Below are 15,549 nucleotides of genomic sequence, written 5' to 3'. Positions count from 1 at the left end.
TTAACGCGTGGTTTCCGTCAGACGGCGGCGCACATAGCTTTGCACCGTCGAGATCATCGGCTTCATGTGCTGTTCGTCATCGCGGAAGAAGTGGTCGGCACCCTCGATTTCCTCATGGGTGACAGTGATACCCTTCTGCTCGCGCAGCTTGCCCACCAGAGCATGGGTGTCCTTGGGCGGCGCAACGCGGTCGGCCGTGCCATTGATGATCAGCCCCGAAGACGGGCAAGGCGCAAGGAAGCTGAAATCATACATGTTCGCCGGCGGGGCGACACTGATGAAGCCGGTGATTTCCGGGCGGCGCATCAGCAGCTGCATGCCGATCCAGGCACCAAAGCTGAATCCGGCAACCCAGCAATGTTTGGAATTGGGGTTCATTGCCTGCAGGTAATCCAGCGCCGAGGCGGCATCGGACAATTCGCCCACACCCTGATCGAATTCCCCCTGACTGCGCCCCACGCCGCGGAAATTGAACCGCATGACGGTGAAGCCCATATTGTGGAACGCATAGTGCAGGTTATAGACGACCCGGTTGTTCATCGTTCCGCCATATTGCGGGTGCGGATGCAGGACGATGGCGATCGGGGCATCAGGTTTGCCAGGTTGAGGATGGTAGCGGCCTTCCAAACGACCTTCGGGACCCGGGAAAATCAGCTCTGGCATCGTCATCCTTCACAGCATGTTGGTTTCTTGACGCCTTCGCGTCCGACTTCTAGACCATTATCTGGGAAGCCAGCGCCAGCGACACAAGAAGCAGGCCATCGCGGCATAGCGCAGCGATAAGCCATACGTCAATCCGGCGTCAGCCACAAGCAGAGGGTCTTGCGATGAAATTGTCAACCAAAGGACGTTACGCGGTCATCGCTCTGACCGATCTTGCGATTGCCAAACCTGAAGAACTTACCTCGCTGTCCGAGATCTCGAAACGTCAGGACATCTCTCTGCCCTATCTGGAACAGCTCTTCGTGCGCCTGCGCCGGGCCGGGCTGGTGGAATCCGTGCGTGGCCCCGGAGGGGGCTATCGCCTGGCGCGGGCAGCCGAAACGATCCGCATCTCTGATGTGCTGGAGGCTGTCGATGAAACCGTCAGCGCCATGCATGTCGGCGCGGGGGCCTCGGGCGGGGTCTCGGGTTCGCGCGCGCAGACCCTGTCGAACCGGCTGTGGGAGGGGCTGTCCGCGCATGTCTTCGTCTTCCTGCACAATCACACGCTGGCCGATGTCGCCAAGAATCAGCTGCTGCCCTGCCCCGCGCTGCCGCAACTGTTGAAGGTCGTCGACGAGTGATCTGACGGCCCGGCGCGACGCCGGGCTATCGCGTCAGGGAATGGGCAGGGCGCTGGTCGCCTTGATCTCTTCCATGGACAGCAGCGCCGTCACATTGTGAATCTTCACCTCGCCGATCAATGACTGGTAGAACCGGTCATAGGCCCGTGCGTTACGCACCTGCACCTTGAGAATATAGTCGATGTCTCCGGCCAGCCGATGCGCTTCGATCACCTCGGGGCGGTCGCGCAGGGCCTGCAGAAAGCGCGTGGCCCAGTCCTTGTCATGTTCGCTGGTTCGCACCAGCACAAAAAAGCAGGCCTCCAGTCCCAGCGCATCGGGATCAAGAATCGCGACCTGCCGCAGGATCACCCCCGCATCGCGCAACTTGCGGATTCGGTTCCAGACCGGCGTTTTCGAGGCCCCCACGCGCTCGGCAATCTGGTCCAGGGACAGGCTGGCATCACTTTGCAGCAGGGACAGGATTTTACGATCCACATCATCCAGCCGGACGGATGTCCGCTCGGCCCGGAGATCGGAGGGATTTTTGTCTGCCATAGCGGCCTCTCTGGACTGTTTGTCCTTATTTTGCGCAACCTATCGCAAAATTCCAGAACAAAATTCTATATATGAGGGCAGCAAGGGAAGGTCCGAAATCATGAGTAAAGCCTTTACACCGACAGCCGCGCGACCTGGCGTCATCACCGCAAACGATCTGCGTGAAGGTCACAATGTCTGGATGTGCGACGGTGACTGGACGGCGGACCCCAGGCGCGCGACCGTCTTCGAGGATCAGGCCATCGCCGAACTGGCCCTGCTGGAAGCCCTGGGTCAGGCCGACCGCGTCATCGGCCCCTATCTGGTCGAGGTCAAACGCGGCCCTGACGGCCCCGAACCGACGCATTTCCGCGAGGCGTTCCGCCAGACCGGACCCTCGAATTACTTCCACGGCATTCAGGCCCAGAAAGCGGAGACAGCCAATGTTTGATATCCGGCCCGTCGAAACCGATTATGTGCGCCACCGTGCCCAGCAGTTCCGCGATCAGGTCGCGCGACGTCTGGACGGCAGCCTGACGGAAGAAGAATTCCGCCCCCTGCGGCTGATGAATGGCGTCTATCTGCAATTGCACGCCTATATGCTGCGCATCGCCATTCCCTATGGCACGATCAATCCCGACCAGATGCGGATGCTGGCGCATCTGGCACAGAATTACGACAAGGGCTACGGCCATTGGACCACCCGCCAGAACATCCAGTTCAACTGGCCCAAGCTGGTGGAAATTCCCAACATGCTGGACGACCTGGCCAAGGTCGGGCTGCATGCAATCCAGACCTCGGGCAACACGATCCGCAATGTGACCACCGATTCCTTCGCCGGGGCCGCAAAGGACGAGATCGCCGATCCCCGCCCCTATGCCGAACTGCTGCGCAGCTGGTCCACCGACCATGCCGAATTCCAGTGGTTGCCGCGCAAGTTCAAGATCGCGATTTCCGGCGGCGCGCGTGATCGTGCGCTGGTGGCTGCGCATGACATCGGGCTGCGCCTGATCGAACGCGACGGACGCACCGGTTTCGAGGTCTGGGTCGGTGGCGGTCTGGGCCGCACGCCGGTTCTGGGCCAGATCATCCGCGACTTCCTGCCCGAAGAGGACCTGCTGCCCTATGTCGAGGCGATCATCTCGACCTACAACCTCTCGGGTCGGCGCGACAACAAATACAAGGCGCGCATCAAGATCACCGTGATGGAACGCGGGCTGGATGTCTTCAAGGCCGAAACCGAAGAGGAGTTCATCCGCCGCCGTCGCGATTTCCACGGCGCCGACCGCGAAGCCCTGGCAATCTTCCGCGATCGTTTCGCCGCGCCCGAATTTCGCGACGCGCCGGTCACCGGCTTCGAGGCCGAGCGTCAGGCAAACCCCGCCTTCCGCAGCTGGACCGACACGAACCTGCATGACCACAGGATCAACGGCTATGCCAGCGTCATCGTGACCTTCAAGGCCCCCGGTGCCACGCCGGGTGATGCCAGTGCCGATCAGATGCGCCTGCTGGCCGATCTGGCCGAGAAATACGGCCATGCCGACCTGCGCATCAGTCATGATCAGAACGTGGTTCTGCCCCATGTCCATAAATCCGACCTGCCCGCGCTGTATCTGGCATTGCGCGACGCCGGTCTGGCGACGGCCAACGCCGGTCTGACCAGCGACATCATCGCCTGCCCCGGCATGGATTACTGCACGCTGGCCACGGCGCGCTCGATCCCCATCGCCCAGGAAATCGCCGAGCATTTCCGCGCCAAGGGACTGGAAGAAGAGATCGGCAAGCTGAACATCCGCATCTCGGGCTGCATCAATGCCTGCGGCCACCACCATCTGGGTCATATCGGCATCCTCGGTCTGGACCGTGCCGGCGTCGAGAACTACCAGATCACGCTTGGCGGTGACGGCTATGACATTCCGGCCATCGGACAGCGCGCCGGTGCCGGATTCCCGGCCGAAGAGGTCGTGCCCGCCATCGACCGGCTGCTGACCGCCTATCTGGAACTGCGCGAAGATCCGTCCGAGCGGTTTCTGGACGCCTATCGCCGCCTTGGCCCGGCGCCCTTCAAGGCCGCGCTCTACCCCGAGGTCGCCCATGCTTGATGGCAGCCTCGACACGCGCGCGGGGCGCCTGAACGACCGGTATCGCCATCACGCGGCAACCGAGGTTCTGCGCCGCGCCGTCAGCGACCCCGATCTGGGTCGGGTGGCGCTGGTGTCCTCATTCGGGGCGGAATCGGTCGTGCTGCTGCATATGGTCAGCGTCGTGGCCCCCGGCCTGCCGGTGCTGTTCATCGATACCCAGATGCTGTTTCCCGAAACGCTGGACTACCAGCGCCAGGTGGCGGGCAAGCTGGGCCTGACCGATGTGCGGGTGATCCGCGCCGATGAAACCGAGGTCAGCCGGCTGGACCCCGACGGCACGCTGCATCGGTTCGACCAGGACGCCTGCTGCAACCTGCGCAAGACCGTTCCGCTGGAGCAGGCACTGTCGGGATTTGACGCATGGATCACCGGACGCAAGCGGTTCCAGAATGGTCTGCGCGCCGCGCTGGAATTCTTTGAGCCCGAAGAGCCCTCGCGCCTGCGCGTGAACCCTCTGGCACATTGGCGGCCCGAGGATGTGCAGGACTACATGATCGAAAACAACCTGCCCCGGCATCCGCTGGTGGCACGGGGCTACCCATCGATCGGCTGCGCCCCCTGCACATCGCCCGTCAAACCGGGCGAGGATCCGCGCGCGGGACGCTGGCGCGGCAGCGACAAGACCGAATGCGGCATTCACTTCATTGGCGGACGCATGGTCCGCAGAAAGGTCCCGGCATGACCCAGCAGTTGAACAGCAAGGACATCATCGTGCGCGACGACGGCTTTCACGCGCTGGACGCCGAGGCCGAACTGATCCTTGCCCCCGACACTTCGCCAGAAGAACTGGTCGATCATCTGCATCGCGACCTGATCGGCATTGATTTCCCCGCCTTTACCGACGGGCGCGGCTTTTCGCTGGCTCGCCGACTGCGCGAACTGGGCTTTCAGGGCCGCTTGCGGGCGACCGGCCGGCTGATCGCCGATCAATATGCCATGGCGCGCAGGGTCGGCTTTGACGAAGTCCAGATTCCGGTCGATATCGCCGAGCGTCAGCCCGAGGCGCAATGGCTGGCCCGTGCAGACTGGCGCGCCTGGGACCATAGGGCGCAGCTTGCCGGCTGAGCACCCTCTTTCGCCACCGCGACAAATCGCATAAAGACATTCAGGAATTTTCACATGACGCTGGATCTGCACGTGGCCGAAGCCGCCGAAAAACCCGCCAAGAAGACCCTGCCCGATGCCCAGACCGTGACCGCGGTCCGGCATTGGACCGATTCCCTGTTTTCCTTCCGCGTGACGCGGCCTGCCAGCCTGCGCTTCCGCTCGGGGGAATTCGTGATGATCGGTCTGCCCGGCGACAACGGCAAACCGATCCTGCGGGCCTATTCCATTGCCTCGCCCAATTGGGATGACGAGCTGGAATTCTATTCGATCAAGGTTCAGGATGGCCCGCTGACCTCGCGGCTGCAACATATCCAGCCCGGAGACGAGATCATCCTGCGCCCCAAACCCGTGGGCACGCTGGTTCTGGACGCCCTGCTGCCGGGCAAGCGCTTGTGGTTCCTGGCCACCGGCACGGGGATTGCGCCCTTTGCATCGCTGATGCGCGACCCCGACACGTTCGAACGCTACGAACAGGTCGTGATGATGCACACCTGCCGGACTGCTGCCGAATTGAACTATGGCCGCGAACTGGTCGAGAACCTCAAGAACGACCCGCTGCTGAGCGAAATTCACGGCGAGGATTTCGCCAAGCGCCTGCTGTATTATCCGACCACCACGCGCGAAGAATCGCCAATTATGGGCCGGATCACCGACAACATGGCCTCGGGCAAGGTGTTTCAGGATCTGGGCCTGCCTCCGATCACACCTGAAAACGACCGCGCCATGATCTGCGGCAGCCTTGCCTTCAACGTCGATGTGAAGGCCGTTCTGGAAGGCTTTGGCCTGCGCGAGGGAGCAAACTCCGAACCGCGCGAATTCGTTGTCGAAAAGGCATTCGTCGGCGAAGGCATCTGACGCCCCATCGAAGATGAGAACATCGCGAAAGGCATATGAGGAAACTCATATGCCTTTTTGCATGCCCCGCCATCTGAATAAAGATTCGGCACGACGCGACGACGTCAAACGTCCCTTGCATTCACCCTGTCTTTTCCATATTTCATGTAATATGGAAAAGATAAATGCTCTCACCTGCCTGTCCGCACTTGCCCATGACCTGCGGCTGGATGTCTTCCGGCTGCTGATTCAGGCCGGCCCCGACGGTCTGGCCGCTGGCGACATCGCCAAACAGGCCGGAATCCGTGCCAATACACTGTCAAACAATCTCAACATCCTGGCCGCCGCCGGATTGGTGCGATCCACGCGTGAGGGCCGCTCGATCCGCTATTTCGCGCAGATGAACGCAATGCGCGACCTGATGTCCTACCTGCTTCAGGATTGCTGCGGCGGGCAGGCGGAACTGTGCCGTCCGCTGCTGGACCAGATCGCCTGCGAATGCTGATCTGCCTGTTTCCCGTGATCCGCGCCGATCAGGAAAATCCCGCCGCGCGCCAAGACATGCTCTCAACGTCCAAAGAATGAGCCCGCCATGACCGACACCACAGCCCCCGACACCGACAGTCTGGGCATATTCGAACGCTATCTGACCCTCTGGGTCGCGCTGGCCATGATTTCCGGCATCGCGATTGGCAGTTTCGCCCCCGGTCTGGTCGATGCCATTGCCAGCGCCGAGATCGCCTCGATCAATCTGGTCGTGGCCGTGCTGATCTGGGCGATGGTCTATCCGATGATGGTCAGCGTCGATTTCGGCGCTGTCGTCGGAGTTGCCCGCCAGCCGCGCGGCCTGTTGATCACCCTTGCCGTGAACTGGCTGATCAAGCCCTTCAGCATGGCGCTTCTGGCGGTGCTGTTCTTCGATCATGTCTTCGCGCCCTGGATCGCGCCCGAGGATGCGGCCCAATATATCGCCGGTCTGATCCTGCTGGGCGCCGCGCCCTGCACGGCCATGGTCTTCGTCTGGTCGCAGCTGACCCGTGGCGATGCCACCTATACGCTGGTGCAGGTCTCGGTGAATGATCTGATCATGGTCGTCGCCTTTGCGCCGATCGTCGCCTTTCTACTGGGTGTCACCGATATCACCGTGCCCTGGGAAACGCTGGTTCTGGCGACGCTGCTTTACGTGGTGCTGCCGCTGATCGCGGGCATGCTGACGCGCCGCGCATTGGGATCGCAGCAGGCCATCGACAGTTTTTCGGCGCGCATCAAGCCGCTGTCCATCATTGGCCTGATCGCCACGGTTGCCATCCTGTTCGGCCTGCAGGGAGAGATCATCCTGAACCGTCCGCTGATCATCCTGCTGATCGCCGTGCCCATCGTGATCCAGAGCTATGGCATCTTCGCCCTGGCTTATGGCGCAGCCTATGCGCTGAAGGTGCCCCATCGGATTGCCGCGCCCTGCGCCATGATCGGCACGTCGAATTTCTTTGAACTGGCCGTGGCCGTCGCCATCAGCCTGTTCGGTCTGAATTCCGGCGCGGCATTGGCCACCGTGGTCGGCGTGCTGGTCGAAGTGCCCGTGATGCTGTCCCTTGTCGCCTTCGCCAACCGGACCCGTCCAAACTTCCCCGAGGTGCAATCATGATCGTCATTCACCACAACCCCTCCTGTGGCACATCACGCAAGGTGCTGGCCATGATCCGCGCCTCGGGCGCCGATCCGGTCGTCGTGAACTATCTGGACGAAGGCTGGACCCGCCCGCAGCTGCTGGCACTCTTCGCGGCGGCAGATCTGACTCCGCGACAGGCGTTGCGCGACAAGCGCTCGCCCGCCGCTGAAATGGGCCTGCTTGACGACGGCGTGTCCGATGAAACCATTCTGGAGGCCATGCTGGCCCATCCGGTTCTGGTGAACCGACCGATCGTCGCCTCTCCCAAGGGGGTCCGCTTGTGCCGCCCCGCAGAACTTGTTCTGGACCTGCTGGAGCAAGAACCCGCCGCCCCCCTGCACAAGGAAAACGGCGAAACGATTCCGGATCAGGAAGGAAAGCCCGTTGTCTGATTTGCCGAATATCCAGCCCGAGGCCTTCGAGGCCATCGACCCTGCCAAGCTGTTTCCCGCCCAACGCGACAGCTCGCCCCCGCGCATCCTGCTGCTCTATGGCTCCCTGCGCGAGCGCAGCTTTTCGCGTTTCGCCGCCGAGGAAGCCGCGCGGATCCTGAATGCCTATGGCGTGGAGACCCATATCTATGACCCCCATGGCCTGCCGCTGGCCGATGCCTGCGAGGCTGATCACCCGAAGGTCGCCGAACTTCGCGATCTGGTCACATGGTGCGATGGCATGGTCTGGTCATCACCTGAACGCCACGGCGCGATGTCGGGCGTGATGAAGACCCAGATCGACTGGATCCCGCTGTCTCTGGGCGGCGTGCGTCCGACGCAGGGCAAGACCCTTGCGGTGATGCAGGTCTGCGGTGGCAGCCAGAGCTTCAATACCGTGAACCAGCTGCGCGTTCTGGGCCGCTGGATGAGGCTTCTGACCATTCCCAATCAGTCTTCGGTCGCCAAGGCATGGGACGAATTCGACGAGAATGGCCGCATGAAGCCCTCGCCCTATTACAACCGCATCGCGGATGTGATGGAGGAACTGGCCAAATTCACCGTGCTGACACGCGACATTCGCGACCATCTGGTGGATCGCTATTCCGAACGCGTGGAAAGCCATGCCGCCCTTTCGGCGCGGGTCAACCTGTCCAAGGCCGTCTGAAAGACCGCGCATCCCGCAGGGGATGCGCCACTACAGCCAGTTTTTCCAGCGCAGGAACAGCCAGGTCGCGACCGACGTGCCCAGCATCAGGCCCAGCGCCATCGGATAGCCCCAGGACTTGTCCAGCTCGGGCATATTGGCAAAGTTCATCCCGTACATGCTGGCGATCAACGTCGGCGGCAGGAACAGCGCGGCGATCACCGACAGGATCCGCACGGTATTGTTCTGTTCCAGATTGATCATGCCAAGGATCGTGTCCACGGTCAGGCTGACCCGGGACGACAGGAAATCGGCATGAACCTCCAGCGCCTGAACGTCGCGCAACTGCGCCTTGATGACCGGACGCAGCTTGTTGCCTTCGCGCCGCTCGGTGGCGGTGGCCAGGCTGAAGGCCAGGATGCGCTCGATGCTGAGCAGGCCCAGCCGCACCCGCGCCATCAGCTCGGCCTCGCGTCCGACAACCCGCAGCGCCTGCTGCAGCCTTTCGGCGCTGCCCTTGCCGGCTTGCCCCATCCCGGTGCGGCGTTCGAAGACAGCCCCGCTGGTTTCATCCAGCAGCCGCCCTGATGCCTCGAGAATATCTGCCAACCGCGCGATGATTTCTTCCAGAAGCCCGACGAACAGCCGGTCGGCATTGGAACACCCCAGGGTCGATCGCTCGGCCCGCTCCGGGAATGTCAGGAAGGGGCGCGGCGAGTGGTGGCGCACCGTCACCAGGCGTTTCTCTGACAGGATGAAGGTAACCGGCATGGCCGCGCGGATTCCATCCGCCCGATCCCCCGGCAGAACCGCGGTCATGTATTCCATGCCGTTCTCGCGATAGAGTCGGTTCGAGATTTCGATCTCTTCCATATCGGCAAGCGAGGGCACCGCGACGCCCAGATCTCGCAGACAGGCGATCTCGGCATCCGTGGGCTGGATCATGTCGATCCAGATCGCCTCTGCGAGATCGGCATCGCGCTTCAACTGAGCGATGCGCCCGTCCCTTGTGACATAGCCATATAGCATCGGCGCGCTCCATGATGGACGGACACGGTCTCAAGACGGTCCTTAGCCGCACATCGGGCAAATTGAAATCCCCGCGCGATCCCCCGCGTGAGCACAGGCCATGACCGCCACGAAAAAGGCCCGGCAATCGCCGGGCCCTGTCGATCTGTTGTGGAACAGTCCTAGACCTTGTCCGAGAAATGGTCGTCGATCTCGCGCTCGGCCTGTTCCTTGGACCAGCCGTATTTTTCCTGCAGCTTGCCGGCCAGCTGGTCCTTGTTTCCTTCGATCTGATCCAGATCGTCATTGGTCAGTTCGCCCCATTTTTCCTGAGCCGAGCCTTTGAGTTGCTGCCACTTGCCTTTTACGATGTCCCAGTTCATGTCGTCCTCCTTAGACTGCATGCGTTGTATGGCCGGTCAACGAATGGCAGCGGTCAGAGTTCCAGAAATCTCGGGACCGATCAGTTCACCAGATCGCGAGGGGGGCGCCCTTCGGTGAATGCGACGAGGTTCTCCAGCGCGCGCTGCGCCATGGCGGTCCGGGCGGATTCCGTGGCCGTACCCAGATGCGGCAACAGCGTCGTATTGGGGGCCTTGATCAGGGCTTGCGGGACCACCGGCTCGTTTTCATAGACATCCAGCCCCGCACCCGCGATCGTGCCCGACGTCAGGGCCGCAATCAGCGCGTCTTCTTCGACCACATCGCCACGGGCAATATTGATCAGGAAGCCGCGCGGCCCCAAAGCGTGCAATTGTGACGCCCCGATCATGTGGCGGGTGCCCGCACCGCCCGGCACGGCCACGACCGCGATATCGCATTCCTGCAGCATCTCGTCCAAGCCGGGCATCTGCCGCGCGGGAATATCCAGCGATGAGACGGTCGAGCGGTTGTGAAACACGACCCGCATCCCAAGGCCCAGATGGCAACGCCGCGCGATGGCCTTGCCGATCCGGCCCATGCCGATAATGCCGACGGTTGCTCCGCTGACATGGGCACCCAGCAATTGCGTCGGATGCCAACCCTGCCACTGCCCGGCGCGCAGCATGGCCTCGCCTTCACTGGCCCGCCGCATGGTCATCAGGATCAGCGTCAGGGCGATATCCGCCGTGGCCTCGGTCACGACATCGGGCGTATTCGTCACCGCGATGCCCGCCTTCCGCGCGGCCTGAACGTCGATATGGTTATAGCCCGCGCCGAAATTCGCGAGAATCCGGCAGCGCAGCCCCTCGCCTGAAAAGGCACCCGCGTTGAAGGCATCGCCCAATGTCGGGATGATCGCGTCATAGTCACGCAGCGCCTGCGCCGCGGCAGCCTCGTCCAGCGGACTGTTGTCGCGAAATTCCGCATGAAAGCGTGCCTCGATGGATTTCCTTGCCCGATCCGTCATCGGACGCGTGACCAGCACCCTCATCAGAACAGCCTGCCACCATTGGGAACCGTCTTGTCAGGACCGATCAGGACCACTTCCCTGTCTGCATCAGGCACGCCAAGCACCAGAACCTCGGACATGAAGGGGCCAATCTGCCGCGGCGGAAAATTCACCACGCACATCACCTGCCTGCCGATCAGGCTGTCGACATCGTAGTGGCGGGTGATCTGCGCCGAAGACTTCCGGCTGCCCAGTTCACCCAGGTCCACCCACAGCTTGATGGCGGGCTTGCGGGCCTCAGGAAAGGGTTCGGCACGGATGATCGTGCCGACGCGGATATCAACCTTTTCGAAATCCTCGAAGCTGATGGTCATGCCGCACCCTTGCCCAGTTCACGCCCCCGTTCGGTCGCGGCGGCAACAGTGCGCCGCATCAGTGGCGGCAGGCCGTTTTCCGGGTCCATCAGCACCTTCAGCCCCGCTGCGGTCGTGCCGCCGGGCGAGGTCACATTCTCGCGCAGGACGGCCGGGTCCTCATCGGCATCCACGGCCAGCGCCCCGGCCCCGGCAACGGTCATCCGCGCCAGTTCCAGCGACAGTTCCGGTGACAGGCCCTGCGCCTCGCCAGCCTTGGCCATCGCCTCGATCATGTGGAAGACATAGGCCGGACCACTGCCCGACAGGCCGGTGACGGCATCCATCTGATCTTCGCTGTCAAGCCGGACGACCCGACCGACCGCACTCATCAGGGTTTCGGCGGTATCCAGATGCGCGGCAGTGGCGAGGCCATTGCCGATCAAGGCCGAGATCCCTTGTCCGATGGCGGCCGGCGTATTGGGCATCACCCGCACGATGGGCGCATCGGGAAAACTGCGTTCGAAGGTGTCGATGGTGGTCCCGGCGGCAACCGAGACGACCAGCGTGTCGCTCAGCCTAGGAACACCTCCAAGGGCATCGGCCATCATCTGCGGCTTGACGGCCAGAACCATCACGGCCGGATTTTCGGGCAAGGGCTGATTGACGCGCAGCCCCTTGTCCTGCCATTCCGGCGCAAGCCTCGGGTCGATCACCGTGACAGAACCGGGTTGCAATCCGCGCGACAGCCAGCCTTTCAGCATCGCGCCGCCCATGCGGCCGCATCCAACCAGAACCAGTCCGCGTGTGTTGATGTCCTCGAAATCGCTCATCCGCTTCCCCATTATGCTGACCGGGGCAGGCCGCCCCTAGGCCCGTCCGTAGGCCTCGCCCAAGGCGATGTCCAGTGCGGCTCCCGGCTCGGTATCGCCCCAGCCGACCAGCTGGAACGAGGGATAGAAACGCTCGCAGGCGATCAGCGCATTGCGGATCATCTGGTCGATCTGCTCGGGTGCGGCCACGGATTCGCCCGCCAGCACCAGCCCATAGCGCCAGACCATCAACCTCTGTTGCGCCCAGAAGGTAAAGCCGCCATCCCAGACCTGGTCATTGGTCAGGTTCAGCGTCTCATAGATGCGCGACAGCCGGTCGGCGGGCGGATCCATGTCAAAGGTGCAGATCAGGCGCAGAACCTCCTCGCGCGGGGACCATGCCAGCGTCAGCGAGTAATTGCGCCACTGCCCCTCGACGGACATGGCGATCTGATCATCGGCAAGACGGTCGAAATCCCATTCGTGATGGGTTGCGACCGCCTCGACGATATCGATCGGATGAATCTCGTCGCTGGCGATGAAATGATCCGTCTGAGCCATAGCCTGCATCCTGCCTCTCTGCGGGAGCGATTCTGACGCCGCTAACCCTTGGTTCCGATACAATACAGGGCATAGGTTCCTGTATGTTCTCACTACATATCGTGGTCGGGATTGCCTCTGGTGTAAAGTAAAAATTCGTTAACAGATTGCAGGACAGAGGGGCTTCTCCTACCAGATACGGGGCAGGAAATAAGGGGAATCACAAGATGGCGCGTGACCATGGCGGGAACATAGACGAGGCGCAGCGCGACTATGGAACCGGGGACTGGATCGACCTTTCGACCGGGATCAACCGCCGCCCCTGGCCGGTGGCGCAACTGTCCGACGCTGCCTGGCGCGCATTGCCAACCGCGACAGCACAGAAACGGCTGATCGAAACGGCGGCCAGATGGTTTCGCTGCAACCCCGGGCATATCCTGCCCGTCGCCGGAGCCTCGGCCGCGATCCAGATGATCCCGCGCGTCCTGCCCCGCGGACGGGCTGCCGTTCTGTCACCCAGTTACAATGAACATGCCGCCAGCCTGGGGCAGGCAGGCTGGCAGGTCACGCAGGTCGCGGACCCCGAAGACATGGCCGGGGCGGACCTGGCGGTGATCGTCAATCCCAACAACCCCGACGGGCGCGAATGGAGCCCCGAATTCCTGACCAAACTGGCCCGCAAGGTCGGGCACCTTCTGGTGGATGAAAGCTTTGCCGATCCCCGCCCCGACCTGTCGCTGACCCCCGAGGCCCCGGAAAACGGCCTGATCCTGCGCAGCTTCGGCAAGTTCTGGGGGTTGGCCGGGCTGCGGCTGGGCTTTGTCATCGCCAAGCCCGAGATGCTGTCCGATATCGCCGAATATGCCGGCCCCTGGTCGGTCAATGGCCCGGCGCTGGAGATCGGCGCGGCCGCCATGGCCGACACCCATTGGGCGGATGAGACCATCGTCTATCATTCCGAAGCCTGCCTGCGGCTGGATCGTCTGGCCGGTCAGGCGGGATGGACGCCTGCGGGCGGCACGCATCTGTTCAGGCTTTATGATGCCAAGGATGCTGAATCGGCGCAGGACCGTCTGGCGCGGGCCCAAATCTGGACGCGTCGTTTCCCCTATTCCGATCGCTGGCTGCGGCTGGGTATTCCGGGCACCCGAGATGAATGGGACAGGCTGACCGCAGCCCTTGTCCAGAGCTAGGCTTGCGCCCTCTTTGATTTGCGACAATGCGCGCACCATGTCACAGAGGAACCGTCCCATCGAGCAAGGAGCCGCCGTGACCGTCCTGATCCGCCTTGTCCTGCTGGCCTTTCTGGCGACAGCACATTCCGCAGCGGCGGATGCACCGCTGATCATCCTTGACCAGACGCAACTGCCCTTTGACCTTGGCCCGGGGCATCCTGACAACAAGCCATCGAAACGCTCGAATTCGCCCCATGCATCGTGGAACTCGGCCGGGAATACCGCCAATTCCTCGTCGGTCTGGGGCAACCGGCCATCCAACCCTGCCAATGAAAAGCGCCTGATCATCACCGCCGACGGCAGCGTGCTGGGCTATTACGCGCGCAATGCGGGGGGAGTGCTGAACCTGTTCGATGTGAACGGCCGTCGCATTGCCTATCGACCGGCACGGGGCACACGTAGCCTGTTCACCACCAATGGCGAATGGTGCGGCACGGTCGACGGGACCGGGCAGAGTTTCGTTCTGGCCGTGACACGCAGCTGCGCGGCGCGTTTCCACCGCTGAATAGCTGAAAAACCGCGGCATGGCCGCAAATTCGTTACATTCCCGCCTTAAAGGGGGATCTCATACCGGAGAGGACCATGCAGGAAACACCCAAGGACTGGCTTGAGGCCGAGCTTCAGGACACGCTGGACGAAGATATCGAGATCGAGCTGGAAGATGCCGTTCTGTCCGCCGAGATCAAACGCATCTATCGTGGACATCACCCCGACCAGATGGACCGCAAGCTGTACTTTCAGGAATTGCTGCGCCTGCAGTCCGAGTTGATCAAGCTGCAGGACTGGGTGTCCTACCACAAGGAAAAGGTCGTTGTCCTGTTCGAAGGCCGCGATTCCGCTGGCAAGGGTGGCGCAATCAAGCGCATCACCCAGCGCCTGAACCCGCGCGTGGCCCGTGTGGTCGCCCTGCCCGCCCCTTCGGACCGCGAAAAGACGCAATGGTATTTCCAGCGCTATGTGCCGCATCTGCCGGCCGGCGGTGAAATCGTGCTGTTCGACCGCAGCTGGTACAACCGCGCCGGCGTCGAGCGCGTGATGGGCTTTGCCGATGAAGATCAGGTCGAACAGTTCTTTCAGGATGTTCCCGAATTCGAACGCATGCTGGTCCGTTCGGGCATCCGGGTGGTGAAATACTGGTTCTCGGTCACGGATGAGGAACAACAGATGCGCTTTCTGATGCGCATTCACGATCCGTTGAAGCAGTGGAAACTGTCACCCATGGACCTGCAGTCCCGCGTCCGCTGGGAGGCCTATACCAAGGCCAAGGAAGACATGTTCGAGCGCACGAATATTGCCGAAGCGCCATGGTATATCGTTCCCGGCAATGACAAGAAACGCGCCCGCCTGAACTGCATGAACCACCTGCTGAGCCTGTTTCCCTATACCGATGTCCCACATGAGGACATTCAGCTGCCCGATCGGGTCTTCAACCCCGATTACGAACGCGAGGTGCTGCCCCGCGATCTATACGTGCCACAGAAATATTGATCGCGGGCTTCGGCGGGTGCGAATGTCGCCCGCCAGAGCGCCCCGTCGACGAGGAAGCCGCCCGGAGATGGCGGGCATTCGCCGCTTGTGACCGGGGCGAAAACCCTT

General features: G+C 62.3%; 21 protein-coding genes. 13 read left to right on the top strand and 8 right to left on the bottom strand.

From position 1 onward, the window contains the following. Entirely contained in the window at window positions 1-663 is a 663-nt protein-coding gene (locus JHW44_RS03410) for an alpha/beta hydrolase (RefSeq protein ID WP_089345681.1), read from the bottom strand. 164 nt (window positions 664-827) lie between these two features. On the opposite strand from JHW44_RS03410, the gene iscR reads away from it, so the two are divergent. Continuing rightward, window positions 828-1,286 carry a Fe-S cluster assembly transcriptional regulator IscR gene (iscR, locus tag JHW44_RS03405; protein ID WP_089345682.1) on the top strand — a complete coding sequence of 153 codons (459 nt, stop codon included), beginning with the start codon at window positions 828-830 and terminating at the stop codon, window positions 1,284-1,286. Between the two features lie 33 nt (window positions 1,287-1,319). Here the strand turns inward: iscR and JHW44_RS03400 are convergent, their stop codons facing one another. Then, complete coding sequence (locus JHW44_RS03400; protein WP_089345683.1) at window positions 1,320-1,823, bottom strand: Lrp/AsnC family transcriptional regulator; 504 nt, start codon at window positions 1,821-1,823, stop codon at window positions 1,320-1,322. Window positions 1,824-1,923: 100 nt separating this feature from the next. Here JHW44_RS03400 and JHW44_RS03395 point away from each other — a divergent pair, with 100 nt between their 5' ends. The 9 genes from JHW44_RS03395 (at window position 1,924) to arsH (ending at window position 8,654) form a co-directional block, all read left to right on the top strand. After that, on the top strand, window positions 1,924-2,253 hold the full coding sequence (locus tag JHW44_RS03395; RefSeq protein WP_089345684.1) for a DUF2849 domain-containing protein: 330 nt from the start codon (window positions 1,924-1,926) through the stop codon (window positions 2,251-2,253). Then, window positions 2,246-3,904 (top strand): nitrite/sulfite reductase, encoded by a 1,659-nt coding sequence (locus tag JHW44_RS03390; RefSeq protein ID WP_089345685.1) that lies wholly within the window; start codon window positions 2,246-2,248, stop codon window positions 3,902-3,904. Before JHW44_RS03395 ends, JHW44_RS03390 begins: the two co-directional genes overlap by 8 nt. After that, window positions 3,897-4,628, top strand: coding sequence for a phosphoadenylyl-sulfate reductase (locus tag JHW44_RS03385; RefSeq protein WP_089345686.1), 732 nt, complete (start codon window positions 3,897-3,899; stop codon window positions 4,626-4,628). Before JHW44_RS03390 ends, JHW44_RS03385 begins: the two co-directional genes overlap by 8 nt. Then, the gene (locus JHW44_RS03380; protein WP_089345687.1) at window positions 4,625-5,011 is read left to right on the top strand and encodes a DUF934 domain-containing protein; all 387 of its coding nucleotides are present in this window, start codon (window positions 4,625-4,627) and stop codon (window positions 5,009-5,011) included. Before JHW44_RS03385 ends, JHW44_RS03380 begins: the two co-directional genes overlap by 4 nt. 54 nt (window positions 5,012-5,065) lie before the next feature. Beyond that, window positions 5,066-5,908, top strand: coding sequence for a ferredoxin--NADP reductase (locus JHW44_RS03375; RefSeq protein ID WP_089345688.1), 843 nt, complete (start codon window positions 5,066-5,068; stop codon window positions 5,906-5,908). A gap of 151 nt (window positions 5,909-6,059) precedes the next feature. After that, entirely contained in the window at window positions 6,060-6,392 is a 333-nt protein-coding gene (locus JHW44_RS03370) for an ArsR/SmtB family transcription factor (RefSeq protein WP_089345750.1), read from the top strand. Window positions 6,393-6,479: 87 nt separating this feature from the next. After that, window positions 6,480-7,532 carry an ACR3 family arsenite efflux transporter gene (gene arsB, locus JHW44_RS03365; protein WP_089345689.1) on the top strand — a complete coding sequence of 351 codons (1,053 nt, stop codon included), beginning with the start codon at window positions 6,480-6,482 and terminating at the stop codon, window positions 7,530-7,532. Continuing rightward, window positions 7,526-7,948, top strand: coding sequence for an arsenate reductase (glutaredoxin) (arsC, locus tag JHW44_RS03360; RefSeq protein WP_419182515.1), 423 nt, complete (start codon window positions 7,526-7,528; stop codon window positions 7,946-7,948). Before arsB ends, arsC begins: the two co-directional genes overlap by 7 nt. Beyond that, window positions 7,941-8,654 (top strand): arsenical resistance protein ArsH, encoded by a 714-nt coding sequence (gene arsH, locus JHW44_RS03355; RefSeq protein WP_089345691.1) that lies wholly within the window; start codon window positions 7,941-7,943, stop codon window positions 8,652-8,654. The genes arsC and arsH overlap by 8 nt, the downstream gene beginning before the upstream one ends. Window positions 8,655-8,684: 30 nt before the next feature. On the opposite strand, the gene JHW44_RS03350 is transcribed toward arsH, so the two are convergent. The 6 genes from JHW44_RS03350 to JHW44_RS03325 all read right to left on the bottom strand — a co-directional run bounded on the left by JHW44_RS03350 (window position 8,685) and on the right by JHW44_RS03325 (window position 12,739). Then, entirely contained in the window at window positions 8,685-9,662 is a 978-nt protein-coding gene (locus JHW44_RS03350; protein ID WP_089345692.1) for a magnesium transporter CorA family protein, read from the bottom strand. 161 nt (window positions 9,663-9,823) lie between these two features. Next, window positions 9,824-10,024 (bottom strand): CsbD family protein, encoded by a 201-nt coding sequence (locus JHW44_RS03345; protein ID WP_089345693.1) that lies wholly within the window; start codon window positions 10,022-10,024, stop codon window positions 9,824-9,826. Between the two features lie 80 nt (window positions 10,025-10,104). Next, entirely contained in the window at window positions 10,105-11,055 is a 951-nt protein-coding gene (locus tag JHW44_RS03340; RefSeq protein WP_089345694.1) for a 2-hydroxyacid dehydrogenase, read from the bottom strand. Continuing rightward, window positions 11,055-11,387, bottom strand: coding sequence for a tRNA-binding protein (locus JHW44_RS03335; protein ID WP_089345695.1), 333 nt, complete (start codon window positions 11,385-11,387; stop codon window positions 11,055-11,057). The genes JHW44_RS03340 and JHW44_RS03335 overlap by 1 nt, the downstream gene beginning before the upstream one ends. Further along, window positions 11,384-12,199, bottom strand: coding sequence for a pyrroline-5-carboxylate reductase (gene proC / locus JHW44_RS03330; protein WP_089345696.1), 816 nt, complete (start codon window positions 12,197-12,199; stop codon window positions 11,384-11,386). Before proC ends, JHW44_RS03335 begins: the two co-directional genes overlap by 4 nt. Window positions 12,200-12,235: 36 nt before the next feature. Beyond that, window positions 12,236-12,739, bottom strand: coding sequence for a type III secretion system chaperone family protein (locus JHW44_RS03325; RefSeq protein WP_089345697.1), 504 nt, complete (start codon window positions 12,737-12,739; stop codon window positions 12,236-12,238). 206 nt (window positions 12,740-12,945) lie between these two features. Between JHW44_RS03325 and cobD the strand changes: the two genes are divergently transcribed. The 3 genes from cobD (at window position 12,946) to ppk2 (ending at window position 15,441) form a co-directional block, all read left to right on the top strand. Beyond that, window positions 12,946-13,911, top strand: a complete 966-nt coding sequence (gene cobD, locus JHW44_RS03320) for a threonine-phosphate decarboxylase CobD (RefSeq protein ID WP_089345698.1) — start codon at window positions 12,946-12,948, stop codon at window positions 13,909-13,911. A gap of 76 nt (window positions 13,912-13,987) precedes the next feature. Then, window positions 13,988-14,458 (top strand): hypothetical protein, encoded by a 471-nt coding sequence (locus tag JHW44_RS03315; protein ID WP_245847391.1) that lies wholly within the window; start codon window positions 13,988-13,990, stop codon window positions 14,456-14,458. A 77-nt stretch (window positions 14,459-14,535) separates the two neighbouring features. Beyond that, window positions 14,536-15,441 carry a polyphosphate kinase 2 gene (ppk2, locus tag JHW44_RS03310; RefSeq protein ID WP_089345699.1) on the top strand — a complete coding sequence of 302 codons (906 nt, stop codon included), beginning with the start codon at window positions 14,536-14,538 and terminating at the stop codon, window positions 15,439-15,441. Window positions 15,442-15,549: the final 108 nt, after the last annotated feature.

It is taken from the genome of Paracoccus seriniphilus (assembly GCF_028553745.1).
Taxonomy (GTDB): Bacteria; Pseudomonadota; Alphaproteobacteria; order Rhodobacterales; family Rhodobacteraceae; genus Paracoccus; species Paracoccus seriniphilus.
This window is presented reverse-complemented; position numbering and strand designations above follow the sequence as displayed.